At 69.5% G+C, this 24,593-nt stretch carries 22 protein-coding genes; 19 read left to right on the top strand and 3 right to left on the bottom strand.

Features of this window, described 5'->3' with window-relative positions:
• The first annotated feature begins 35 nt into the window (after positions 1 to 35).
• The 5 genes from AC1D1W_RS00420 (at position 36) to AC1D1W_RS00400 (ending at position 8,238) form a co-directional block, all read left to right on the top strand.
• On the top strand, positions 36 to 3,746 hold the full coding sequence (locus AC1D1W_RS00420; protein WP_476942669.1) for a nitrate reductase subunit alpha: 3,711 nt from the start codon (positions 36 to 38) through the stop codon (positions 3,744 to 3,746).
• Positions 3,746 to 5,488, top strand: a complete 1,743-nt coding sequence (gene narH / locus AC1D1W_RS00415) for a nitrate reductase subunit beta (protein ID WP_476942668.1) — start codon at positions 3,746 to 3,748, stop codon at positions 5,486 to 5,488. Before AC1D1W_RS00420 ends, narH begins: the two co-directional genes overlap by 1 nt.
• A complete protein-coding gene (gene narJ, locus AC1D1W_RS00410; RefSeq protein ID WP_243178363.1) occupies positions 5,485 to 6,105 on the top strand; it encodes a nitrate reductase molybdenum cofactor assembly chaperone in 621 nt (206 codons plus the stop codon). The genes narH and narJ overlap by 4 nt, the downstream gene beginning before the upstream one ends.
• Positions 6,106 to 6,107: 2 nt before the next feature.
• Positions 6,108 to 6,953, top strand: coding sequence for a respiratory nitrate reductase subunit gamma (narI, locus tag AC1D1W_RS00405; protein ID WP_476942667.1), 846 nt, complete (start codon positions 6,108 to 6,110; stop codon positions 6,951 to 6,953).
• 73 nt (positions 6,954 to 7,026) lie between these two features.
• Entirely contained in the window at positions 7,027 to 8,238 is a 1,212-nt protein-coding gene (locus AC1D1W_RS00400; protein WP_243178427.1) for an MFS transporter, read from the top strand.
• A 13-nt stretch (positions 8,239 to 8,251) separates the two neighbouring features.
• On the opposite strand, the gene AC1D1W_RS00395 is transcribed toward AC1D1W_RS00400, so the two are convergent.
• On the bottom strand, positions 8,252 to 9,457 hold the full coding sequence (locus tag AC1D1W_RS00395; RefSeq protein ID WP_476942731.1) for a DUF445 domain-containing protein: 1,206 nt from the start codon (positions 9,455 to 9,457) through the stop codon (positions 8,252 to 8,254).
• A 182-nt stretch (positions 9,458 to 9,639) separates the two neighbouring features.
• On the opposite strand from AC1D1W_RS00395, the gene AC1D1W_RS00390 reads away from it, so the two are divergent.
• From AC1D1W_RS00390 to AC1D1W_RS00370, 5 genes are all read left to right on the top strand, one after another.
• On the top strand, positions 9,640 to 10,542 hold the full coding sequence (locus AC1D1W_RS00390; RefSeq protein ID WP_243178365.1) for a glycerophosphodiester phosphodiesterase: 903 nt from the start codon (positions 9,640 to 9,642) through the stop codon (positions 10,540 to 10,542).
• Positions 10,543 to 10,638: 96 nt separating this feature from the next.
• The gene (locus AC1D1W_RS00385; RefSeq protein ID WP_476942666.1) at positions 10,639 to 11,085 is read left to right on the top strand and encodes a DoxX family protein; all 447 of its coding nucleotides are present in this window, start codon (positions 10,639 to 10,641) and stop codon (positions 11,083 to 11,085) included.
• Complete coding sequence (locus AC1D1W_RS00380; protein WP_243178366.1) at positions 11,046 to 11,855, top strand: AzlC family ABC transporter permease; 810 nt, start codon at positions 11,046 to 11,048, stop codon at positions 11,853 to 11,855. The genes AC1D1W_RS00385 and AC1D1W_RS00380 overlap by 40 nt, the downstream gene beginning before the upstream one ends.
• Complete coding sequence (locus tag AC1D1W_RS00375) at positions 11,852 to 12,163, top strand: AzlD domain-containing protein (protein WP_028275273.1); 312 nt, start codon at positions 11,852 to 11,854, stop codon at positions 12,161 to 12,163. The genes AC1D1W_RS00380 and AC1D1W_RS00375 overlap by 4 nt, the downstream gene beginning before the upstream one ends.
• A 108-nt stretch (positions 12,164 to 12,271) precedes the next feature.
• Positions 12,272 to 12,571 carry a hypothetical protein gene (locus AC1D1W_RS00370; RefSeq protein ID WP_476942665.1) on the top strand — a complete coding sequence of 100 codons (300 nt, stop codon included), beginning with the start codon at positions 12,272 to 12,274 and terminating at the stop codon, positions 12,569 to 12,571.
• 51 nt (positions 12,572 to 12,622) lie between these two features.
• Here the strand turns inward: AC1D1W_RS00370 and AC1D1W_RS00365 are convergent, their stop codons facing one another.
• Positions 12,623 to 13,255, bottom strand: coding sequence for a TetR/AcrR family transcriptional regulator (locus AC1D1W_RS00365; protein ID WP_028275272.1), 633 nt, complete (start codon positions 13,253 to 13,255; stop codon positions 12,623 to 12,625).
• Between the two features lie 177 nt (positions 13,256 to 13,432).
• Between AC1D1W_RS00365 and AC1D1W_RS00360 the strand changes: the two genes are divergently transcribed.
• The 8 genes from AC1D1W_RS00360 to ppsA all read left to right on the top strand — a co-directional run bounded on the left by AC1D1W_RS00360 (position 13,433) and on the right by ppsA (position 21,263).
• Positions 13,433 to 13,798 carry a thiamine-binding protein gene (locus AC1D1W_RS00360; protein ID WP_243178368.1) on the top strand — a complete coding sequence of 122 codons (366 nt, stop codon included), beginning with the start codon at positions 13,433 to 13,435 and terminating at the stop codon, positions 13,796 to 13,798.
• A 92-nt stretch (positions 13,799 to 13,890) separates the two neighbouring features.
• The gene (locus AC1D1W_RS00355) at positions 13,891 to 14,568 is read left to right on the top strand and encodes an O-methyltransferase (protein ID WP_028275270.1); all 678 of its coding nucleotides are present in this window, start codon (positions 13,891 to 13,893) and stop codon (positions 14,566 to 14,568) included.
• 272 nt (positions 14,569 to 14,840) lie between these two features.
• Entirely contained in the window at positions 14,841 to 15,947 is a 1,107-nt protein-coding gene (locus AC1D1W_RS00350; RefSeq protein WP_476942664.1) for an acyl-CoA dehydrogenase family protein, read from the top strand.
• Positions 15,941 to 17,533 (top strand): PIG-L family deacetylase, encoded by a 1,593-nt coding sequence (locus AC1D1W_RS00345; protein ID WP_476942663.1) that lies wholly within the window; start codon positions 15,941 to 15,943, stop codon positions 17,531 to 17,533. Before AC1D1W_RS00350 ends, AC1D1W_RS00345 begins: the two co-directional genes overlap by 7 nt.
• Positions 17,534 to 17,538: 5 nt before the next feature.
• Positions 17,539 to 18,324, top strand: coding sequence for a glycosyltransferase family 2 protein (locus AC1D1W_RS00340; protein WP_243181332.1), 786 nt, complete (start codon positions 17,539 to 17,541; stop codon positions 18,322 to 18,324).
• 42 nt (positions 18,325 to 18,366) lie between these two features.
• On the top strand, positions 18,367 to 18,585 hold the full coding sequence (locus tag AC1D1W_RS00335; protein ID WP_028277122.1) for a three-helix bundle dimerization domain-containing protein: 219 nt from the start codon (positions 18,367 to 18,369) through the stop codon (positions 18,583 to 18,585).
• 5 nt (positions 18,586 to 18,590) lie between these two features.
• Positions 18,591 to 18,743 carry a hypothetical protein gene (locus AC1D1W_RS00330; RefSeq protein WP_476942662.1) on the top strand — a complete coding sequence of 51 codons (153 nt, stop codon included), beginning with the start codon at positions 18,591 to 18,593 and terminating at the stop codon, positions 18,741 to 18,743.
• 90 nt (positions 18,744 to 18,833) lie between these two features.
• A complete protein-coding gene (gene ppsA / locus AC1D1W_RS00325; protein ID WP_476942661.1) occupies positions 18,834 to 21,263 on the top strand; it encodes a phosphoenolpyruvate synthase in 2,430 nt (809 codons plus the stop codon).
• Here ppsA and AC1D1W_RS00320 read toward each other — a convergent pair whose 3' ends face one another.
• A complete protein-coding gene (locus tag AC1D1W_RS00320) occupies positions 21,264 to 23,210 on the bottom strand; it encodes a heavy metal translocating P-type ATPase (protein WP_476942660.1) in 1,947 nt (648 codons plus the stop codon).
• Positions 23,211 to 23,423: 213 nt separating this feature from the next.
• On the opposite strand from AC1D1W_RS00320, the gene AC1D1W_RS00315 reads away from it, so the two are divergent.
• Positions 23,424 to 24,515 (top strand): SDR family oxidoreductase, encoded by a 1,092-nt coding sequence (locus tag AC1D1W_RS00315; protein ID WP_476942659.1) that lies wholly within the window; start codon positions 23,424 to 23,426, stop codon positions 24,513 to 24,515.
• Positions 24,516 to 24,593 lie beyond the last annotated feature (78 nt).

The raw sequence follows: 24,593 nt of genomic DNA, 5'->3' as shown, positions 1-24,593 counted from the left end.
TGTTCCGGCCAGAAGGGGCACCCTAGCTTGAAGGAATGACTGCCGGAGACGCGGCGGGGCTGGACGGGCCCGCCTCGGATGCAATGTTGAAGCTGGGCCGATTCTTTACGAAATGGGACCAGACCGACGACGGCAGGGCGGTGTTCCGCGAGGGTGGCCGCAAGGGCGACATCTTCTACCGGGACCGCTGGAGCCACGACAAGGTGGTCCGGTCCACGCACGGGGTGAACTGCACCGGCTCCTGCTCCTGGAAGGTGTACGTCAAGGACGGAATCATCACCTGGGAATCCCAGCAGACTGACTACCCCTCCGTGGGCCCGGACAGCCCGGAATACGAGCCGCGGGGCTGCCCGCGCGGCGCGGCCTTCTCCTGGTACACCTATTCGCCCACCCGGGTGCGTTTTCCGTATGCGCGGGGCGTCCTCGTCGAGATGTACCGCGAGGCCAAGGCCCGGCTGGGTGACCCGGTGCTGGCCTTTGCCGACGTCGTGGGCGACCCCGCGCGGCGCCGCCGCTACCAGCAGGCCCGCGGCAAGGGCGGCCTGGTGCGGGTCTCCTGGCAGGAGGCGATCGAAATCGCCGCCGCCGCGCACGTGAACACCATCAAGGCGTACGGCCCGGACCGCTGTGCCGGCTTCTCGCCCATCCCAGCGATGTCCATGGTCTCGCACGCCGTGGGGACCCGCTTCATCCAGCTGATCGGCGGGGTGATGACGTCCTTCTACGACTGGTACGCAGACCTCCCCGTGGCCAGCCCACAGGTGTTCGGGGACCAGACCGACGTCCCGGAATCGGGGGACTGGTGGGACGCCCGGTATCTGATGATGTGGGGATCCAACGTCCCGGTCACCCGCACCCCGGACGCGCACTGGATGGCCGAGGTGCGGTACCGCGGCACCAAGGTGGTCACGGTCAGCCCGGACTATGCGGACAACACGAAGTTCGCCGACGAATGGCTCCCCGCGCAGGCCGGAACCGACGCCGCGCTGGCCATGGCGATGGGGCACGTCATGCTCAAGGAATTCTTCGTCGACCGTGAGGTGCCGTTCTTCGCCGACTACGTCCGCCAGTACACCGACCTGCCGTTCCTGGTCGGTCTCGAACGGCGCGACGACGGCACGCTGACACCGGCCAAGTTCCTCACCGCCAAGGACCTCCCTGCCGCTGCCGGGGCCGAGGACGCGGCGTTCCGCACCGTCCTGTTCGACAAGAAGACCGGGCTGCCGGCGGTCCCCAACGGCTCGATGGGCTTCCGCTACTCAGAGAGCGGCGAGGGCAAGTGGAACCTGGACCTCGGAGCGATCGAACCGGCGCTGTCCCTCCGGGAAGTCTCAACGGAAAGCGCCGAGATCCTGCTGCCGTGCTTCGAGGACGCCGGCGGGGACGGCAGCGTGCTCCGCCGCGGCGTGCCCGTCCTGGAGGTGGAAGGCCAGCTGGTCACCACCGTCTTCGACCTCATGCTGGCCCAGTACGGGGTCGGCCGCGACGGGCTCCCGGGGGACTGGGCAGCCGGCTACCAGGACGCAGCGACACCCTACACGCCGGCCTGGCAGGAGGAGATCACCTCCGTCCCGGCGCAGGCCTGCATCCGGGTGGCCCGCGAATTCGCCCGCAACGCCGAACAGTCCAAGGGCCGGTCCATGATCATCATGGGCGCCGGGATCTGCCAGTGGTTCCACGGCGACACCACCTACCGGGCGGTGCTGGCCCTGGTGATGCTGACCGGCTGCATGGGCCGCAACGGCGGCGGCTGGGCGCACTACGTCGGCCAGGAAAAGACCCGGCCGGTCACCGGCTGGCTGTCGCTGGCCAACGCGCTGGACTGGTCCCGGCCGCCGCGGACCATGATCGGCACCGGCTACTGGTACATGCACACGGACCAGTGGCGGCAGGACGGCTACTGCGCGGATGCGCTGAAGTCCCCGCTCTCCACCGGGGCCCTGGACGGCATGCACACCGCGGACGCCCTGGCCCAGTCCGCCCGGCTCGGCTGGATGCCGTTTTACCCGCAGTTCGACCGGAACCCGCTGGACCTCGCGGACGAAGCCGGGGCGGCCGTAGCCGCCGGCACCGCGACGGATGCCGCCGGCTACATCGCCGATGCCCTGAAGAGCCGCACCCTGAACCCGGCGATCGAGGACGTGGACGCCCCGGAAAACTGGCCGCGGACCCTCGTGCTGTGGCGCTCCAACCTGTTCGGCTCCTCGGCCAAGGGCAACGAGTACTTCCTGCGGAACCTGCTGGGAACCCACAACAACGTCCTGGGCCAGGACCATGCCGAGGGGCTCAAGCCCAAGGATGTGAAATGGCATGAGCAGGCGCCCGAAGGGAAGCTGGACCTGCTGGTTTCCGCGGACTTCCGGATGACCTCCACCACCCTGCTGTCCGACGTCGTGTTCCCGGCCGCCACCTGGTATGAAAAGCACGACCTGTCCTCCACCGACATGCACCCGTTCGTTCACGCCTTCACCCCCGCGATTGACCCGCCGTGGGAGACCAAGACGGACTTCGACACCTTCCACCTGCTGGCCCAGGAGTTCTCCCGGCAGGCCAAAACCCACCTCGGCGTCCGCCGGGACCTGGTGAGCGTGCCGCTGCAGCACGACACGCCCGGCCAGCTGGCCCAGCCCGGCGGGATTGTGCGGGACTGGCGGGACATGTCCGTCCCCGCGGTCCCGGGTCAGAACATGCCCATTTTTTCCGTCGTCGAGCGGGACTACACCGCCATCGCGGACAAGCTCGCCGCCGTCGGGCCGCTGGCGGACAAACTGGGCTTCACGGTCAAGAACGTCACGTACAAACTTGCCGGGCCGTTGGACCGGCTCAGCCGTTCCAACGGGGTGATGCTTGGCGGTGCCGCGGACGGCCGTCCCGCGATCGACACGGACGCGAAGATGGCCGAGGCCATCCTGGCGTTCTCCGGCACCACCAACGGGGCGCTGGCCGTGCAGGGATTCAAGGACCTGGAAATCCGCACCGGGAGGAAACTGGCGGACCTGGCCGAGGGCTCCGAAGAAAAATTCATCACTTTCGCCCAGACCCAGGCCGGCCCGGTTCCGGTGATCACCTCGCCGGAATGGTCCGGCTCCGAGACCGGCGGCCGGCGCTATGCGCCCTTCACCATCAACGTCGAGCGGCTCAAGCCCTTCCACACGCTGACCGGCCGGATGCACTTCTTCCTGGACCACGACTGGATCCGGGACATCGGCGAGGCGCTGCCGATCTACCGGCCGCCGCTGGACATGCACCGGCTCTTCGGCGAGCCCAAACTCGGCCAGGACGGGAAACTGGAGGTGGTGGTCCGCTACCTGACCCCGCACTCCAAGTGGTCCATCCACTCCGAATACCAGGACAACCTGCTGATGCTCTCGCTCTCCCGAGGCGGCCCGACCGTCTGGATGAGCCCGGCCGACGCGGCGGCCATCGAGGTCAAGGACAACGACTGGGTGGAGTGCCTGAACATTAACGGCGTCCTGGTGGCCAGGGCCATCGTCAGCCACCGGATGCCGGCCGGCGTGGTCTATGTGCACCACGCGCAGGAACGCACCATTGACGTGCCCAAGTCCGAGGCCACCGGGCGGCGCGGCGGCATCCACAACTCCGTGACCCGGCTGCTGGTCAAGCCCTCGCACCTGATCGGCGGCTACGCCCAGCTCGCCTACGCGTTCAACTACCTTGGCCCCACCGGAAACCAGCGCGACATGGTGGCCACCGTCCGGCGTCGTTCCCAGGAGGTGCAGTACTGATGCGTGTCATGGCCCAAATGGGCATGGTCATGAACCTGGACAAATGCATCGGCTGCCACACCTGTTCCGTGACCTGCAAGCAGGCCTGGACCAACCGTGCCGGCACCGAATACGTGTGGTTCAACAACGTCGAAACCCGCCCAGGGCAGGGCTATCCGCGCCGCTACGAGGACCAGGAGAAGTGGCACGGCGGCTGGGCGCTGAACAAGCGCGGGAAACTGGTGCTCAAGGCCGGCGGCCGGGTCAAGAAGCTCTTCGGGATCTTCGCCAGCCCGGTCCAGCCCGAGCTCAAGGACTACTACGAGCCATGGACCTACGACTACAAGACCCTCGTTGACGCGCCCCTGGGCGACGACTTCCCGGTGGCCCGGCCCAAGTCCCTGATCACCGGGGAGGACACCAAGATCACCTGGTCCGCGAACTGGGACGATGACCTCGGCGGCTCCGCCGAGAACGGCCACCTGGACCCGATCGTGGAGAAGGTCCGGCGGGAATCCGAGGACAAGATCAAGTTCGCGTACGAACAAACCTTCATGTTCTACCTGCCGCGGATCTGCGAGCACTGCCTGAACCCGTCCTGCATGGCTTCCTGCCCCTCCGGCGCGATCTACAAGCGGGTGGAGGACGGGATTGTGCTGGTGGACCAGGACAAATGCCGCGGCTGGCGCCAGTGCGTCACCGGCTGCCCCTACAAGAAGATCTACTTCAACCACAAGACCGGCAAAGCCGAGAAGTGCACCTTCTGCTACCCGCGGGTGGAGGTGGGGCTCCCGACAGTCTGCTCCGAGACCTGCGTGGGCCGGCTGCGGTACCTGGGGCTGTTCCTGTACGACGCCGACGCCGTCACCGCGGCGGCCTCCGTCACGGACCCCCGGGAACTCTACGACGCCCAGATGGACGTGCTTCTGGACCCGAACGACCCCGCCGTCCAGGACGAGGCCCGGGCCCAGGGCATCCCCGAAGACTGGATCGACGCCGCCGTGCGCTCGCCGGTCTACGCCCTGGCCAAGGTCTACAAGGTGGCGCTGCCGCTGCACCCGGAATACCGGACCATGCCGATGGTCTGGTACGTGCCGCCGCTCTCACCCGTGGTGGACCTGCTGCGCGACCAGGGCCACGACGGCGAGGACACCGGCAACCTTTTCGGCGCCATCGACGCGCTGCGCATCCCGGTGGAATACCTCGCTGAACTCTTCACCGCCGGCGACGCGGACCGGGTCACCGCGGTGCTGAAGAAGCTCGCCGCCATGCGCTCCTTCATGCGCGGCATCAGCCTCGGCAACGACCCGGACGACGCCATCCCGGAGGCCGTGGGGATGGACAGCCAGAGCATGTACGAGATGTACCGGCTGATGGCGATCGCGAAATACGAGGAGCGCTACGTCATCCCGAAGGCCCACGTGGAACAGGCCCACGACCTCGAGGAAATGGGCTGTTCGCTCGACTTCGAGGGCGGCCCCGGCATGCAGGATACCGCCCACTTCGGCGAAGCCAGCGGCCGGCCCGTCCCCGTGGCGGTGGAAACCTTCAACGCCCTCCGGGACCGGCAGACCTCCGGCTCCGCGCCCGGCGAAACCACACTGCGCGGCAGGGTGAACCTGCTGAACTGGGACGGCACCGGAGCGCCCTCCGGGCTTTTTCCGGAAAAGGCGTTGCTTCCGGAAAAACCGCCTCCGGAGAAACCGCCGCCGCCGAAACCGGCGGCCCCCGCGGAATCCCCTCCGGCGGGGGAGCAGCCATGACCCGCCGCCAGCAGGTCCTCTACCTCGCCGCGGCCTGGTGCCTGTCCTACCCTGACGAGGAACTGACCGGCCGGGTCCCGCTGATGCGGGCCGCTCTGGCAGAGTTCCCCGGCGCCACGGCGGACTTCGTTGCAGTCCTGGACCAGCTGGAGTCCACGCCGCCGATCCAGCTCCAGTCCCAGTACGTGCGCGAGTTCGACCTCGGAAAGCGCCACGCCCTGCACCTTTCCTACTGGACTGACGGGGACACCCGGCGCCGCGGCGAGGTTCTGGGCAACTTCAAGAAGACCTACCGGCAAAGCGACATCCTGGTGGACACCCACGGCGAACTGCCCGACTACCTCCCGATGGTCCTCGAATACGCCGCGCTGGTGGACCTGGCGGCCGGCCGCGAGCTGCTGACGCGCTTCCGGGCGAGCCTGGAGATGCTCCGCTTCGGGCTGCTCCGGGACCAGCTGCCGCACGCCCGGATCCTGCAGGCCGTCTGCGCCACGCTGCCCGGGAAATCCCCGGCGGACGAGCAGGCCGTCATGCGGATGGCCGGCTACGGCCCGCCCACCGAGGCCGTGGGCCTGGACCCGTACGATCCGCGCCTGCTGCCCGTGAAGGGGGCCTGAGCATGCTGGCATTCGAAGCGGAACCCGGATCCGCCGTCGGACTCTCCGCACTGGACATCGTGCTGTGGGGCGTTCTCCCGTACGTCATGGTGGTGGTTTTGGTCGGCGGGCTTCTCTGGCGCTACAAGTACGACCAGTTCGGCTGGACCACGAGGTCTTCCCAGCTCTATGAGTCCAGGCTGCTGAGGATTGCGTCCCCGTTGTTCCACTTTGGCCTGCTCGCCGTAATCGCCGGTCACTTCTTCGGCCTGGTCATTCCGATGGGCTGGACCCAGGCGGCCGGGATGAGCCAGGAGTTCTACCACTTCAACGCCCTGCTGGTCGGCGGAATCGCCGGGGTCGGAACGCTGGGCGGGATCCTCCTGCTGATCTACCGCCGCCGGACCACCGGGCCGGTCTTCATGGCCACCACCGGCAATGACAAGACCATGTACGTGGTGCTCACCGCGGCCATTGTGTTCGGGCTGTGGACCACCTTGGCGAGTGTCTTCGAGGGCGAGCACGGGCACAATTACCGCGAGACCGTGGCCCCGTGGTTCCGCTCGCTGTTCATCTTCCAGCCCGACATCGCGGCGATGGCCGCGGCGCCGTTCTCCTTCCACCTGCACACCCTGGTAGGCATGGCGCTGTTCGTGATCTGGCCGTTCACGCGCCTGGTCCATGCCTTCACGGCCCCGTTCCACTACCTCTTCCGCCCCTACATCGTCTACCGCTCCCGGGACCGGGAAACCGGTGGGGCCGGGGCCAAAGACACAGCCGGCGCTGCCGGCGCCCGGAGCTCCACGGCCGGCGCGCGGCGGGGCTGGTCCGCCGTCGGAACCCGGGACCGGGACACCAGGAACCGGTGACCCGGTGCCATCGCTGAAGCTGAGTTGCTGAACTGCTTGTTGACCAAGGAAGGAGACCGCCGTGGCCGGAGCAATGTTCCCGCCCGTTGCCGCCCCTGCGGGCCGGGCGCTCAATCTGACGCTCGCCACCTCGACCTCCGTGGTGTGCTTCTGGGCCTGGAACTCCATCGCCACGCTGAGCGCGTTCTACACCCAGCACCTGCACCTCAATCCGGCCACCACCGGCGTGCTCGTGGCCATGCCCGTCTTCGTCGGCTCGCTGGGGCGGATCGTCGTCGGCGCCTTGACGGACAAGTACGGCGGCCGCGCCATGTTCACTTTTGTCCTGCTGGCCTCCATCGTCCCGATCCTGCTGGTGGCCGTCGGCGGTAGCCTCGACTCCTTCGCCGTAGTGCTGGCTGCCGGCGTGCTGCTGGGGGTCGCCGGAACCGTCTTCGCCGTCGGGATCCCCTTCGTCAGCGCTTGGTACGAGCCCGCCCGGCGGGGTTTCGCCACCGGCGTCTTCGGCGCGGGCATGGGCGGAACGGCCCTGGCCGCCTTCCTGAACCCCCGGCTTGTCGCCGCCATCGGCTACGTTCCCACCCACCTGCTGATCGCCGCGATTCTGGCGGTCATGGCCGCCATCATCTGGTTCCGAATGAAGGAGGCGCCGGGCTGGACCCGCAGCAACGCGCCCGTGATGCCCAAGCTGATCGACGCCGCGAAGACCCCGGTCACGTGGAAGCTGTGCTTCCTCTACGCAGTCCTCTTCGGTGGCTTCGTCTCCTTCGCCACGTATCTGCCCACGTACCTCCGGGATGTCTACAGCTTCGATCCCAGCGCCGCCGGCGCCCGCACCGCGGGGTTTGCGCTCGCCGCCGTGCTGGCGCGCCCGGTGGGCGGCGTACTCGCCGACAAGATCGGTCCCAAGCCCGTGGTGATCGCCGCCCTCGCCGGCGTCGCTGTCCTCGCCTGGGTGGTGAACCTGCAGCCCGACGGCGATGTCCCCGCCGGCCTGACGTTCGTCGCCATGGCGGCGGCGCTGGGCCTGGGCACGGGCGGGGTGTTCGCCTGGGTGGGGGTCCTCGCGCCGGAGGGCAAGGTCGGCAGCATCAGCGGGGTGGTCAGCGCGGCCGGCGGCCTGGGCGGCTACTTCCCGCCGCTGATCATGGGCGCCACCTATGACGCCGCGGCGCACAGCTACGCGATCGGGCTGCTGCTGCTAGTCGCCACGGCGCTCGCGGCGCTGGTCTTCACCATCTTCGCCATGCACGGCAGGACCAAGGCCAAGGTCGCGGCCGCCTAGCGCAGCCCAGGGACTAGCCGAACAGCAGGGTGGCCAGCGTAAAGATGGCCAGCCCGGCCAGGGCGCCCACCACCGTGCCGTTGATCCGGATGAACTGCAGGTCCCTGCCGACCTGCAGCTCGATCTTCTGCGACGTCTCTTCGGCATCCCAGCGGGCCACGGTGTCCGTGATGACCCCCGCGATGTCCGAGCGGTAGGTCTTCACGAGGTAGCCGGCCGCGTCGCCGATCCAGGCGTTCACCTTGCCGGCGAGCTCGGGATCGACCAGCAGCCGGGTGCCGAAGTCATGCACGGCCGCCTTGAACTTGACGGTCAGTTCGCTGTGCGGGTCATCGACGGCGGTGAGCAGGGCCGTCTTGATGGTGTCCCAGGTGCGGGAGGCGAGCTCGCGGACCTCCGGGTCGCCGAGGACTTGGGCCTTGATACCCTCGGCGCGGGCGATCATGACAGGATCATGCTGCAGGTCCTGCGCGAGTTCCTTGAGGTACTTGTCGATCGAGAGGCGGACCTGGTGCTGCGGGTCGGACTGCACGGCGCGGGTGAACTTGAGGATCTCCACGTACACCTTGTCGCCCACCAGCCCGTCCACGAACGAGGGCACCCACGTCGGGGACCGGTCGGTGACCAGCCTGTTGACCGTCTCCTGGTTGTCCCGCACCCAGTCCACGGTGCGGTCCACCATTAGGTCCACCAGCGCATGGTGGTGCCCGTCGTCGAAGATCCGCTCGGCGAGCCGGCCCACCGGCGGCCCCCACGGCGGGGTGAGCAGGTGCTTACGGACCATGGACTCGATCACGGCCTGGACGTCGTCGTCGTTGAGCACCTTGAACGCGCCGCGGATGACGGCGGCACCCTCCTTGGCGACCCGGTCCGGGCCGCCGGGGCTGGACAGCCAGGCGCCGGCCTTGCGCGCAATGTCTGCGGACGCCAGCTTCTCCTGGACCACCTGTTCGGAGAGGAAATTGGTTTCCACGAATTCGCCCAGCGAGGCGCCGATCTGGTCCTTGCGGCGCGGGATGATCGCGGTGTGCGGGATCTTGATGCCCATGGGGTACTTGAACAGGGCCGTGACGGCGAACCAGTCCGCGAGGGCACCGACCATGCCGCCCTCGGCCGCGGCGCGGACATATTCGAGCCCCGGATACTGCTTCTGCAGGGCGAACGCGACGATGAAAATCACCGCCATGACGACCAGCAGCGAGAGGGCCAGGAGCTTCATCCGGCGCAGCGCCGCGGCCTTCTCGCGGTCGCTGGAGGCAGCGGAACGCTGCCCGGGGGGACCGCCCGGCCGGGCGCCGCCCGGACGTCCCGCGGCACCGGTCAGGGAAGTTGCCTCAGTATTCACCTGCATGAGCCCAGCCTAGCCCGCCACGGAAACGGACGGTCCGCTAACGTGGCACCATGACCACTGATGAGCCTGCCGCCGCCGCCCGGCCTTTGGTCTATGCCCACCGCGGCTCCAGCGGAACCTTCGCCGAGCACACCCGGGCCGCGTACCTGCAGGCCATCGCCGACGGCGCCGACGGCGTGGAATGCGATGTCCACCTGACCCGGGACCAGCACGTGGTGCTCCTGCACGATGCCACCCTGGACCGCACCTCGGACGGCACCGGCCAGGTGGCCGACCGGACCCTGCAAGAACTCCAGGAACTGGACTTCTCCTCCTGGAAGGGAGCCCGGATCCCGGAGGCCTACGGCGCCAAGTCCGGGCAGTTCCTGACCCTGCCGGACCTGCTCGACATCCTGCGCGCGGCCGGCCGCGGGATCGGGCTGGCGATCGAGTTCAAACACCCGAGCCCGTACCAGCTCAGACTCGAGGACCGGGCCCTGGAGGTCCTGAGGGTCGAGGGCTGGGATCCGCGGACGTCGATGCTGGAGAACATCACGGTTTCCTTCATGAGCTTTAGCCCCGACTCCGTAAAACACCTCCTGGAGTCCGTGCCGGCCGCGGCCGTCTGCCAGCTCGTGGACGACGTCAATGTGGCGGACATCCGGGAGGAACTGGGCCTCGGTGCCCTGACCGGCGGGGCGCTGGCCAACGTGATGAAGGCCGCCCAGGCTGAGGGGGAACGGATCCTGGCGGCGGCCGAGGCGGGCATTGCCGGCCCCGGCATCGGGTACGTCCGCACGCACGCCCCGGCCGTTCAGCGCTGGCTCGCCTCGGGGCTGCGGTGCCGGGTGTGGACGGTCGACACCGAGGACGACGTCGAACGGTGCCGGAAACTCGGGATCCAGGAGATCACCACCAACTGGCCGGCCCAGGTCCTCTCCCAGCTCATGGCGGACAGCCGGCCCCCACGGTAGCCGCCTGGCCGCTCCACGGATCCTGGGCCGACATCTTCACATCCCCTGCGTCCCCGCGGATTACGGCCGGCGTGGCCGCTGTGGTTGAGTTGTTGCATGCCATTTCGCCGGCCCGTCCCGGACCTCCAGACGCTATCCGCGGCAGCGATGAGCGCGCTGCTGCTCACCAGTGCCGCCAAGCACTTCCGCGAGCCTGAATTTTTCCACCCGGTGGTACCCGACTTCCTGTGCCGGGACGACTCCGGCGAGCAGCCGAACGGGCCCCTGGCCGTCCTGTCCCGTGAGGAATGGGTGGCAGTGAGCGGGCTGCTGGAAGCCGCCGCCGCCGTCGGGCTCCTGGTCCCGGCCACCCGGAGGGCCGCCGCGGGCAGTGTCACGGCGCTGTTCGCCGCTTTCCTCGCCGGCCACGTGGACGCCCTGCGCAAAGCCTACGGGCCGGAGGGCTCGCCGCGCCGGCGACGCGTGCACACCCTGCGGCTCCCGCTCCAGGCGCCCCTCATCGCATGGGCCTGGACTTTGACACGGCGGAACCGGCGCCCGTGAAAATCCTGCAGTCACCGGCGGTGCGGATCGGTTTGTCGATCAGCATCGCCACCGGGCTCTACGGCGTCTCCTTCGGCGCGCTGTCCGTAACCTCAGGCCTGGATTTCTGGCAGACCATGGCGCTGAGCCTGCTGCTGTTCAGCGGCGGCTCGCAGTTCGCGTTCATCGGTGTGGTGGCCGGCGGCGGGTCGGGCGTCGCGGCGATGGGCGCCGCGACGCTGCTGGGCATGCGCAACGGCATCTACGGCATGCAGATCAATGCCCTCCTGCAGCCGCGGGGGTGGCGGAAGTTTGCCGCGGCCCAACTGACCATCGATGAGTCCACCGCCACCAGCACCGGGCAGACGGATCCCGACGAGCAGAAACGCGGCTTCTGGACCGCCGGAATCGGCGTCTTTGTCCTCTGGAACCTGTTCACCGCCCTCGGCGCACTGGCCGGCGGGGCACTCGGGGATCCCAAACAGTGGGGACTGGACGGCGCCGCTGTGGCGGCCTTCCTGGGCCTGCTCTGGCCGCGGCTGAAAGGCAGGGAACCTGTGGCCATCGCGGTGGTCTGCGCGCTGGCCACCGTGCTGGCCGTGCCGTTCGTGCCCCCGGGAGTGCCGATCCTCGTCGCCGCCGTGGTCGCGGCGGGGATCGGCTGGTTCAGCCACGGCCGCAGCGACGAGGGCCTGGAGCCGGACGTCGATCCGTACGCGGAGGACCACGTGCACCACCACCACGACCCTGCCCGCGATTCCCGCGGTGACCGCTCCGGAGACGACGCATGAACCTCTGGATGTGGCTGCTGCTCTCCTGCCTGCTCGCCTACGCCTGGAAGCTGCTCGGCTACCTGGTGCCGGCCAGCCTGCTCCGCAACCCGCGGACGTCCAGGATTGCCGGGACCATGACAATCGGGCTGCTGGCGTCCCTGACGGTGGTCAATGCCGTCGCCTCCGGCCAGTCGCTCGTCCTGGACGCCCGGCTTGGCGCCTTGGCGGCGGCGGCCATCGCTTTGTGGTTGCGCGCGCCGTTCCTGGTGGTGGTGATCGCCGGCGCGGCCGCGGCCGCCGGGCTCCGGCTGCTCGGCTGGGACTGACCCGTTCGTGGGACGCCTGACCGCGCTGGGCCGCGGACCGGCTGTGGGTGCGGCCGGAACGGTCTTTAGTCCCTACTTGGTGCCGGGATCGCATGGGAGCATTCGAACATGACTGAACACGACGGCGAGCTGCCGGCTGCCGACCGGGAGGCTGCCGATGAGCAGGCCCCGGAGCAGCAGACCGCGGAGCAGCAGGCCGCGGAGCAGCAGGCCGCGGAGCAGCAGGCCGCGGAGCAGCAGGCCGCGGAGCCGCGCAAGGATCAGCGCACCAAGGCGCACGAGCCGTATGTTTCCGGCGGGGCTGAGTCCACCCGGGAAATGCGCGAAATGTCCCGCCGCCGTCGGGAAGCCGAAGAGAAGCTTCAGCAACACCTTCTCGAAGCCAGGGAAAAGCCGGCCGAAGACTAGCGCCGGGCACCGGGCTGTCGGGGCACCTGCAGGAACCGGCGCTTATGGGTGCTAGCCGAGAACGGCGTCGAACGCGGTGCCCGTCAGCGGGGCCTGCGGCGGCAACGCCCGGTCCGGCCGCTCCGTCCGGATGGCGTCCTCAACCAGCGCCACGGGCCGGCGCCACGCGTCGGAGCCCGGCTCCATGGTGTCCACGACGCCGATCAGCATGGCCAGCAGGCGGATCATGTCCGTCATGGAAATATCGCTGCGCAGGGTGCCCTGCCCCTGGCCCCGGCCCAGCAGCACGGCGATGGATTCAATCAGGCCGCCCGTGATCCCGGTTAGCAGCCCGCGCCGGCCCGCGACAGCTCCCAGCAGGTTGGCTTCTTCGCTGGCGACATGCATCGTGGCATCGATGACCCGAAAGAGCCCTGCGGCGGCGTCAGGATCGGCCAGGGCCTCATCGATGGCCGGATCCACCTGCAGCCGGAGCTGCTGGTTCAGGGCAGCGAGCACCAGCTCTTCCTTGTCGGCGAAATTCCGGAAAAGGGTGGCGGGACCCACGCCGGCGGTGACGGCAATGGTCTGCAGCGGCACCTCGGGGCCGTGCTCGCGGAAGCACTGGCGGGCCGCGGCGATGATTTTGTCCACGTTGCGCGCGGCATCTGCGCGGAGCGGCCTGCGGTCTACTGCCCGGTTCATTTGCCTAGGGTAGCAACGCGAAGGGTGCGCGAACCTGTTACCGGCGGGTAGTGACTTATGTGACGGTGGCGGAGGTGCCCCCGGCCGCTGCCGGGCTGGAATCGCGTGAAAGACTAGTGCCGGACAGCCCGGAAGTTTTCGCCCCCGGTGTCCTGACTGAGTGAAGGGAACCACCACATGCTGGTCGCATTCTCCGTAGCACCTTCCGGTGACCCAGCCAACGGGCAAGCGCCCGGCGACGCGTCGGTCCACGACGCCGTCGCGGCGGCGGTGCGGATCGTCCGGGAGTCGGGCCTGCCCAACCGGACGAGTTCCATGTTCACCGAGATCGAGGGGGACTGGGACGAGGTCATGGACGTCGTCAAGCGGGCCACGGACGCGGTGGGCGCCTACGGTTCGCGCGTCTCGCTGGTCCTCAAGGCGGACATCCGGCCGGGCTACAGCGGCGAGCTGACCGGCAAGGTGGAACGGCTGGAAGACGCCATCGACGGGCAGGGCGCCGTCGGGGCCGGCCCGCAAATCCCAACCCGGCCGGGAAACTAGGCGTACTGAGCCGGACCGCACGCCGAAACGCGGGCGGGAACGGCGCGCCCGGAGGGGTACCGCCGGGCGCGGGCGGCTGGAACACTGGGGGCATGATCGAGCATCAATCCGCCCCCGGCTGGGTCGCCGTCGAGAACTTCCTCTCCGACGCGGTGGTCCGCCCGGACCGTTCACTCAAGCGCGCCGTCACCAGCGCGCTTGAGGCAGGCATGCCGCCCATCGAAGTGGCCCCCAACGCCGGCAAACTCCTGAAGCTGCTGGTCCAGCTCTCCGGTGCCCGCCGCGTCCTGGAGATCGGTACGCTGGCCGGCTTCAGCACCATCTGGATGGCCCAGGGACTGCCCGACGACGGCCGGCTGGTCACCTGCGAATACCTCCCCCTGCACGCCCGCGTCGCGCGCACCAACGTTGACGACGCCGGGCTGGGCCACAAGGTGGACATCCGGGTCGGCGCGGCGCTGGACACCCTGCCCGAGCTGGAAAGCGAGGCCGGGCCGCCCTTCGATTTCGTGTTCATCGATGCCGACAAGGAAAACAACCCACACTACCTGGACTGGGCCATCCGGCTTGGCCGGCCCGGCACCACCATCGTGGTGGACAACGTCGTGTGGGAGGGTGCAGTGCTGGACGCGTCGATGGACCCGGTCAACGCCCCCGGAATCATCAGCACCCTCCAGATGATGGGCGATGACCCGCGGCTGGACGGCACCGTGATCCAGACCGTGGGTTCGAAAGGCTGGGACGGCTTCGCCCTCGCGATCGTCCGCTAGGTGCAAGAGATTGTCCGCCGGGGCGAACGCGCCGGTGGCAGCCGACCCCGTGAAGCGCCCGGCCACCCCCAAGTGCTAAGTATGCTTAGATTACTTGTCGACGGCGCCAGCGATGGCGGCGCGGCCGCGGACGCGCAGGACTTCAGCCACGTGGCCGGGCCCAGCCCGATCCGCCCAGCCCGATCCGCCCAGCCCGATCCGCCCAGCCCGATCCGCCCAGCCCGATCCGCCCAGCCCGATCCGCCCAGCCCGAAGGAACACAGGCAGCCGAAATGAACGGGATCCCCATCTCGCACCACCCCCTACCTGTCCGGATCAGCTCCGCGGCCGCAGACCTGGTGACGATCAGCCCCCTGCTGTCCGAGGCGCAGGACGCCGTCGGCGATGTGCCGGCGCTGCTGGAGCTGGCCAAGGCGGCCGCGGCGGCGGCGCCCAAACCAGGGGACGGCCGGACCGCGTTCCTGTGGGAGATTCTGGCCTCCGTGACCGCCGTCGATGTCGCCGCCGGACGGGTGCTGGAACCACACCTGGATGCCGTGGCGATCCTGGCCCAGGCCGGCGACGAGGCGGCACGGCACGGCCGGGACTGCCCGGATCCCGACGGTGCCGACTTCGACGGGACCTGGGGTGTGTTCGCCGCCGAGGCGCCCGGCCTGCGGCTTGAAGCCAAGGAAGCCGCAGACGGCTGGATCCTGCAGGGATCCAAGCCCTGGTGCTCGCTCGCCGCCCAGCTGGACCATGCCGTGCTGACGGCCCATCTGGAGGCCGGAGGCCGGGCCGCCTTCGCCGTCGACCTCCACGCGAACGGGGTGGGCTTCGCGAATCCGGAGTGGACCAGCCGGGGGCTGCGCGAGATTCCCAGCGGCACAGTCCACTTCGAGGCCGTTTCCGCCGTGCCCCTCGGCGGCGCCGGCTGGTACTACCAGCGCCCGGGTTTCGCATGGGGCGGCATGGGCGTGGCCGCCTGCTGGCTCGGCGGCGCCGTCGCCGTGGCGCGCAGCTTCGCCGACTCCCTGCGGCACGCCGCCGACGGCGGACGGGAACCGGACCAGATTGCACTGGCCCACCTCGGCGAGATTGACCGAACGCTGGCCGCCCTGACCGCCTACCTGGCCGGCACGGCCGCGAGGATCGACGCCGGCGAACTCTCGGACCGCGGTGCGTGGCAGGAAGCTCTGCGCGTGCGCGGCAGCGTGGCCGCCGCCGTCGAACGCGTCCAGACGCTCGTGAGCCAAAATCTCGGTCCGGCCCCGCTCGCCTTTGACGAGCGCTACGGAAAACGGATGGCCGATCTCGCCCTGTACATCCGCCAGCACCACGCGATGCGCGACGACGCGCAGCTGGGCGCCCTGGCACTGGCCGAAAGCAACCCATGGTGACCTTCACCCACAACGACGCCGGGACCACCGAGGCCGCCTGGGCCGGCAGCCGTGCCGCCGGGCTGCCGGACCTGCCGCTGGATGACGGGGCGCTCGCCGGCCGGGCCTTCGTTGTCCTGGCCGCGCACCCGGACGACGAATCGCTCGGGGCCGGCGGGCTGCTGGCCCGGCTGCACGCCGTCGGCGCCACGGTCCGCGTGCTGCTGTGCACGGCGGGGGAAGGATCCCACCCCGGCTCGCCAACGACGACGCCGGAACAACTCGCGGCGGTACGGCTGCAGGAGTTCGGCGATGCCCTGAAACGCCTTTCCGGGGTCGGGAACGGGGCCGGGGACGTGGCGTGGCAGTGCCTGGGCCTGCCCGACGGTCACCTCGCCGGGCACCGGGAAGAGATCCGGGCCGCCGTCCGGGACGCGGTCCGGGAGGCGGCGGCCGTATGCGGTCGCGCCGCCGACGAGGTGGTCCTCGTGGCGCCCTACCGCTCCGATGGCCACACCGACCACGACGTCCTCGGATCCGTTGCCGCCGGGCTCAGCGCCGCGGCGGGCCACGCCCTCCTCGAGTACCCCATCTGGTACTGGCTGTGGGCGGCACCAGGCGCGCCGGACGCCGGCGGCGACCCGGCCGGCCTGACCGGACCCGGCGACCCGGCCGGCGGCGCATGGCGCGGCTGGTTCCGGCTGCCGCTGCGCCCGGCAGAGCTTGAGGCCAAGGCCGCCGCGATGGCGGCACATGTGTCCCAGGTCCGCCCGCTCTCCGGGCTGCCGGGCGACGAGGTGCTCCTGCCACCGGCCTTCCTGGCACACTTTGAGCGGGCCTGGGAGACGTTTGCCTGGCACCCTGCGGTCGCCCCGGCCGACGGCCCGGGCGGCGGCCCTGCGGACGGCCCGGACGATGGCCCGGGCGGCGGCCCTGCGGACGGCCCGGACGATGGCCCGGGCGATGGCGGGTCCCGGCGGCCCTTCGTCGCGGGCGACGCGGAGCGCGTGTTCGATGCGGTCCACGCCCGGGAGGAGGACCCCTGGCAGTACACCTCGAGCTGGTACGAGCAGCGCAAACGCACCCTCACGCTCGCCGCGCTGCCCGGCAGCAGCTACACGTCCGGGTTGGAGATCGGCTGCTCCATCGGGACCCTGAGCGTGGAACTCGCGCCGCGGTGCGGAAGCTTCCTCGCCGTCGATGCCAGCGGCACCGCGCTGGACCGTGCCGCCAGGCGGCTCGTGCACCTGCCCGCGGCGACGACGCGACACCTGACCGTCCCAAACGAGTGGCCGGACGGATCGTTCGACCTGATCGTGGTTTCAGAGGTGGGCTACTACCTCTCACCGGCAGAGCTCGCCGGACTGTTCGACCGGATTCAAGGCTCGATCATGCCCGGCGGGACCCTCGCGCTGTGCCACTGGCGGCACCCCATTTCCGGCTGGGAACTCGACGGCGACGCGGTCCACGCCGCGGCCCGGCGGCACCTGGGCTGGGCGGGCGGCGGGAGCTACCAGGAGCGCGACTTTGTGCTCGAGGTGTTTCTTGCCCCGGACGCTGTACCGGGTGCCGCGCCGGGCCTGGGCGGCCCGGAACGGATGCGGTGACCCCGATGACGGCGTTGCCATTGCCGCGCGGGCACCGCATCGACCGGGTCGCCGTCGTCATGCCCGCAAACAACGAGGAAGACCACCTGGAACTGGCGTTGGAGGCCGTCCAGCGGTCCGCGGACGCCCTCCGCAGGGTCCGGTCCGACGTCGACACCCGGGTGACGGTGGTACTGGACAGCTGCACGGACGGCTCCGCCGCCGTCATGGCCGGCTTCGCAGCCTCGGACCCGCGTTTCAGCGCACTGGAGGTCAGCTACCGCAGCGCCGGCGCCAGCCGGGCCGCTGGCGTCCGGGCCTCCGGCATCGGCGTGACCCGGCGGCGGCCGCCCGGCCAGCGCTGGACGCCGCCGCCCTGGGCCGGCCGGACCTGGCTGGCCAACACCGACGCCGATTCCCGGGTGCCGGAGAACTGGCTGGTGCGCCAGCTGGAGTTCGCCGAGGCCGGGGCCGACGCCGTGCTGGGTTCCGTGGAACCGGACCCCGCCGGGATGGACCCTGAACTGCTCCGGTGCTGGCACGAACGCCACCCCTTCCGCGAGGACCACCCGCATATCTATGGCGCGAATTTCGGGGTCCGGGCTTCCGCCTATCTTGCCGCCGGAGGGTTCGCCAGGGTCACGTCCGAAGAAGACCGGACCCTGGTGCACAGCCTCCGCAGCCGCGCCTTCACGGTCACCGCAACGGACAGCATCAGGGTCATGACCTCCGGCCGGACCCATGCCCGGGCGCCCCACGGCTTTGCCACCTACCTGCGGAGCCTGGGCCACCTGCTGCCGCCTGCCAGCTGAAGATTCATTGACGCCGGGACCTGGCCGCTCCACACTGAAGAAGTGACGGACGATGCGAAAGAACCCAGCATTGATCAGGTTGTCGAGCGTCTGGCTGCCAGGTTTCCGCACGTGCCGCGGATGCACATCGCCGGGATCGTCGGCGAGGAATTCGATGCCCTGAACGCAGGCCGGATCCGGACCTACATACCCACACTGGTTGAGCGCGGCGCCCGCGTGCGGCTCAAGAGCGAGTTCGGGATCAGCGCCGCCGAAGACTAACGCACGTGACGCCGCCCCCTAGCCGCGAGTTCGCCGGATGCGCGCGACCCGGCACCCCCGAGTTTGCCGGATCCGTGCGACCCCGCCGGAAAGTTCCGGCGATCCCGCAGCTGTCCGGCGATTTCGACGGCGGCGGCCCGGGGCAGGCGGCACAGTAGCCGGAGGGGGCGCGCGGGTCCAAAGCCCCTGACCCCGGGACACCGGCCCCGCGCAGTATGGGTCCACCGACAATCCACAGGAGTGCTGACATGGCTGAATCGCCCGTGATGTGGTTTGACGAGATCGGCATGGCCGACGTCCCACGGGTCGGCGGGAAGAACGCCTCGCTCGGCGAGCTCATCCGGACCCTCCAAAGCGAGGGGATACGGGTCCCCGACGGGTTCGCCACCACAGCCGCCGCCTACCGCTCGTTCGTCGCGGCCAACGGGATCGACGCCGCCATGCGATCGCGCATTGCCGCCTACCGGGCCGGGGACGCCACACTGCGCGCCACCGGCGAGGCCATCCGGGACCTGTTCCTGGCCAGCGAGTTCCCCGGCGACATCGCCGACGCCATCCGCGCCCACTACCGGACCCTGGGGGACCGGGCCGGCATGGACCGGCTCGCCGTGGCCGTGCGCAGCAGCGCGACGGCGGAGGATCTCCCGGACGCGAGCTTCGCCGGGCAGCAGGAGACCTTCCTGAACATCGCGGGTGAGCGGGAACTGCTGGACGCCTGCCGCCGCTGTTACGCCTCACTCTTCACGGACCGGGCCATCAGCTACCGCGAGGTCAAGGGCTTCGACCACATGGACATCGCCCTCTCGATCGGCGTCCAGCGGATGGTGCGCTCCGACGTCGGCGCCTCCGGGGTGATGTTCTCCATCGATACCGACTCGGGCTTTCCCCGCGCCGCCGTCATCAGCGCGGCCTGGGGCCTTGGCGAAACCGTCGTCCAGGGCACCATCAATCCGGACAAGTACCTGGTCTTCAAGCCGCTCCTGACAGAGTCCGCGGCCGCGGAGGGCATCACCCCGATCATCGAGAAATCCCTCGGCTCCAAGGCCCGGAAAATGGTCTACAGCCGCGGCGGGAGCGCCCGCACCCGGATGGTGGACACCTCGGAGGCCGAGCGCCGGGCCTTCGTGCTGGGCGACGCCGAGATCCTCGCCCTCGCCCGCTGGGCCGTCACGGTCGAAAACCACTACGGCCGGCCCATGGACATGGAATGGGCCCGGGACGGCGAGACCGGGGAACTCTTCATGGTCCAGGCCCGGCCCGAGACGGTCCAGTCACGCCGGACCGGGCCGCAGTTCACCATCCACCACCTGCTGGAACGGGGGCCCGTGCTCGCCACCGGATCGGCCATCGGCGACTCGATTGCGCACGGCACGGCCTGCGTCATCCGGACCGCGGCGGACATCGCGGGGTTCCGCGACGGCGCCATCCTCGTGACCGAAATGACCGACCCGGACTGGGTGCCCATCATGAAACGGGCAGCCGGCATCGTCACGGACCACGGCGGCCCCACGAGCCACGCGGCGATCGTCAGCCGCGAGCTGGGTGTCCCCGCCGTCGTCGGAAGCGGCAACGCCACGGCCGTCCTGGCCGAGGGCCGGCCCGTGACGATCTCCTGCGCCGAAGGTGATCTGGGCCGGGTCTACGACGGCACCCTGGCGTTCGAAACCGAAGAGGTGGACCTCGGCGCGCTGCCTGCGACGCGCACGGCCGTCATGGTCAACATCGCCAGCCCAGCCGCGGCCTTCCAGTGGTGGCGGCTGCCGGCGGACGGCGTCGGGCTTGCCCGGATGGAATTCATCATCAGCAGCCTGATCCGCGTCCATCCCATGGCGCTTGTCCACCCGGAACGGGTCACGGATCCGGCCGAGGCGCACCAGATCCGGGAGCTGGCGCAGGCCTATGCGGACCCGGCCGAGTACTTCGTGGACGCCCTGTCGCTGGGGATCGCCAAGATCGCCGCGCCGTATTATCCGCGCCCCGTGATTGTCCGGCTCAGCGACTTCAAGACCAACGAATACGCCCACCTGCTCGGCGGTGGCGCCTTCGAGGAACCGGAAGAGAATCCCATGCTCGGGTTCCGCGGCGCCTCGCGCTACTACGACCCCCGTTACCGCGAGGGGTTCGCGCTCGAATGCGCCGCGCTCAAACGTGTCCGCGAGAAGCTCGGGTTCACCAACGTGATTGTCATGGTGCCGTTTTGCCGCACGCCGCAGGAGGCGGACAAGGTCCTGGCCGTGATGGCCGAGCATGGTTTGGTCCGCGGCAGCAACGGGCTGCAGGTCTACATGATGTGCGAAATCCCGTCCAACGTGGTCCTGGCCGAGAAGTTCGCCACGCGGTTCGACGGGTTCTCGATCGGCTCCAACGACCTCACCCAGCTGGTCCTGGGCGTGGACCGTGACTCCGGCCAGCTCGCGGCGCTCTTCGATGAGCGGGACGAGGCCGTGATGGCGATGATCAGCGAGGCCATCCGCAAGGCCCACGCCGCCGGCATCAAGATCGGCATTTGCGGGCAGGGACCGAGCAACCACCCGGAGTTCGCCGCGTTCCTGGTGCGCGAAGGGATCGACTCGATCTCCCTGAACCCGGACAGCTACCTCAAGACCGTGCCGCGGATCGCGGAAGCGGAGACTGAGTCAGCCGTCGCGGCGGCAGAGACAGAGTCAGCCAGACAATAGTCATCCCGGTAGCGGGGCCTGCCGCTCGCTTTCCCGGGACCGCACCGGGCTGGCTGCGCCGCGGCGGCCGGGGCCGAGTGAACGCAGGGCATTGAGGATCGTGGCGAGGTCCACCAGTTCCTGGGACAGGGCGCCGGCGATGGCCGGCACGTAGCCCGCGGCGGCGGCCAGCATGAGGGCCACGCTCAGGCCGATGCCGATCCAGATGCTCTGCAGGGCCACCTGCACGGTGCGTTGCCCGATCCGGACGGCGGTCCCCACCTTGGAGAGGTCATCGAGGATGATCACGACGTCGGCCGACTCGCCGGCCGCCGTCGAACCGCGGGCGCCCATGGCGATTCCGACGTCGGCGRCCGCCAGGRCGGGGGCATCGTTGACGCCGTCGCCGACCATCATGACCGGACGGTCCGGCAGCGACCTGACGGCCTCGACCTTGTCCCGCGGCAGGCACTCGGCGCGGACGTCGGTGAGCCCTGCCTCGTCCGCGATGTGCCGGGCCGTGGCGAGCGCGTCACCGGTCAGCATGACCGTTCGGCGTACGCCCAGGGCCTTGAGGTCKGCGAGGGTGCGGCGGGTCTCTTTGCGGATGGGATCGCTCATCACCAGGGCGCCCACGAATTTTCCGCCGGCACCGACGTAGATGGCGAGCTCGCCGCTGGCCAGCCCAGCCTCCACCACGCCGGACGCCCACTCTGCGACGAACGCTGGCTTGCCCACCACCACGTCCTGGCCATCGAACCTGGCGCGGACCCCGTGGGTGGCGAATTCGGTGGCTTCGGTGGCGGCCGCGAAGGGCAGGGCCCGGTTCCGCGCGGCCTCCACCACTGAGGCGGCCAGGACATGCGAGGAATACTGTTCCGCGGACGCCGCCAACTGCAGGACCTCGTCCTCTGCGAGGGGCCCGGCGGTCCGGATACGCAGCAGGGACGGGCGGCCGTACGTGAGGGTCCCTGTCTTGTCGAAGGCGGCCGTCTTGATCCGGCTCAGCTGTTCCAGCACCCCGGCGTACTTGACGATGACGCCGGAGTGCGCGGCGCGGCTCATGCCGCCGAGGAACGCCACCGGCGCGGCGATCAGCAGGGGGCACGGCGTGGCCACCACGAGGACCTCCGCGAAACGTTCCGGGCTGCCGCTGATGATCCAGCCCACGGCGCCGAGCACGTACGCGAGGGCCGTGAACGGCACGGCATAGCGGTCAGCGAGCCGGACCATGGGCGCCTTGCTGTCCGCTGCCTCCTGCACGAGGGCGACGATCCGGCTGTACTGCGAATCCTCCATGCGCGCCGTGACCCGCATCCGGACCGCGGCCTCACCGTTCAGCGAACCGCTCATGAGGCCGTCCCCGACGTACCGCTCCACCGGCAGGCTCTCCCCGGTGAGTGAGGACTCATCGAAAGAGCCGGACTCGGAGAGCAGGACGCCGTCCAGCGGGACCACCTCGCCGGGCCTGACCAGCAGGATGTCCCCGATCTCGACGTCGGCGGCCGCCACGTCCTCGTGTTGGCTCTCCGTTGGGGTTCCGGCGGCGGGGGGTCCGGCTGTGTGGGTTCCGGCTGTGTGGGTTCCGGCGGCGGAGCCGTTGCGCTCCCGGTGGGCCGTCTGCGGGACGCGTTCGAGCAACGCGGTGAGTTCGCCCTTGGCCCGGCCGGCGGCGTAGTCCTCAAGGGCAGTGCCGCCCGCGAGCATGAGTACGACGATCATCGAGGCGACGTACTCGCCCACCAGCACGGTGCTGACGATTGCGGTGACGGCCAGGATGTCGATGCCGAACTGCCCGCCTGCGAGCCGGCGCGCCATCCCGACGGCAAGGTAGGCCGCCACGGCCAGGGCATAGACGCTCGCAGCGGCCCGGGCTATGCCTTCCTGCCCGGAGAACAGCAAGACCAGCACCGCCAGCAGGACGACGAGGGTCCCGGCCACGAGCGGATACCGGAGTACGAATTTCACGGATGTTCCGCCTTAGCTTCGTATCAGTTTTGGCGTCTCCCTGAATCCTACTGCGCGGCCGCGACCGGCTTGCCGGGACGGCCTCCCGGACCGTCGCCGGACCCCGGCATGAGAGGCTGGACGAGCAGCCGTTTCGATCAAGCGGGCCGGCGCGCAGGGACCCGACACAGGCGATGGGCGCGGCGCAGCACAAGCGATACCAGGAGGAATGACGTGCGAAGCAGTTCAGAGACCGTCGACACCCGGACCGCCCTGGTGGTGGGGGCAAGCGGAATTGCCGGAGCCGCCCTGGTGGACAGGCTCGCCGAGAAGGGCTGGGACGTGGTGGGGCTCTCCCGCAATCCCCTCCGCCGCCGTGACGTGCGCCATGTGAGCGCGGATCTGACATCCGTGGAGAACCTGCGCGAGGCCCTGGCAGATGTTTCACCCACCCATGTGTTCTACACAGCCTGGTCCAGGCGGAAGACCGAACAAGAGAACATCGACACAAACGCGGGCATGCTGCGGAACGTCCTCGCCAGCCTCAACGGCAAGCCTGTGAAGCACGTCGCCCTCATGACCGGGCTGAAGCACTATCTGGGCCCGTTTGAGGCGTATGCGGCCGGGGAAATGCCGGACACCCCCTTTCGGGAGAGCGAGCCGAGGCTGCCGACGCCGAACTTCTACTACGCCCAGGAAGACGAGTTGTGGGCTGCTGCCGCGAAGCAGGGCTTTGGCTGGTCCGTGCACCGGGCGCATACGGTGATCGGGCATGCGGTCGGGAACGCCATGAACATGGGGCTAACCCTTGCCGTTCAGGCATCCATCTGTAAGGAACTGGGCCAGCCGTTCATCTTCCCGGGCTCCGAGACGCAGTGGAACAGCCTCACGGACATGACCGACAGCGGACTGCTGGCGGACCACATGATCTGGGCGGCCACAGCGGACAACGTTGGCGACCAGGCCTACAACATCGTCAACGGCGATGTCTTCCGCTGGCGGCGCATGTGGCCTGCGCTGGCCGACTACTTCGCGGTCGAGCCGGTGGGTTACAGCAACGAACCGCGGCCGTTGGAGCAGCAAATGAGCGGCATGGAAGGCGTGTGGTCGGGCATCGCCGCCCGCCATGGACTGGCCGAAGCCGACCTCGCGCAGGTCGCCTCCTGGTGGCACACGGACGGCGACCTGGGCCGGAACCTCGAGGTGGTCACGGACATGAGCAAGAGCCGGCTCGCCGGTTTCACCGGGTACCGCCGCACGGAAGACGCATTCCTGCAGCTGTTCGACCGGTACCGTGCGGACGGCCTGATTCCGGCGGCCTCCTAGGCTGCGGCACGGGCGGGGCCTTTGAGCCCTGATATGTAGTTGGCGTCTGTCAAGGGCGTGGCGAAGCGGTCCCGGGCT

The sequence above is a fragment of the Arthrobacter sp. P1_B4 genome (genome assembly GCF_056406555.1).
The sequence above is the reverse complement of the archived record's forward strand: the minus strand, read 5'-3'. Positions and strand labels throughout refer to the sequence as shown.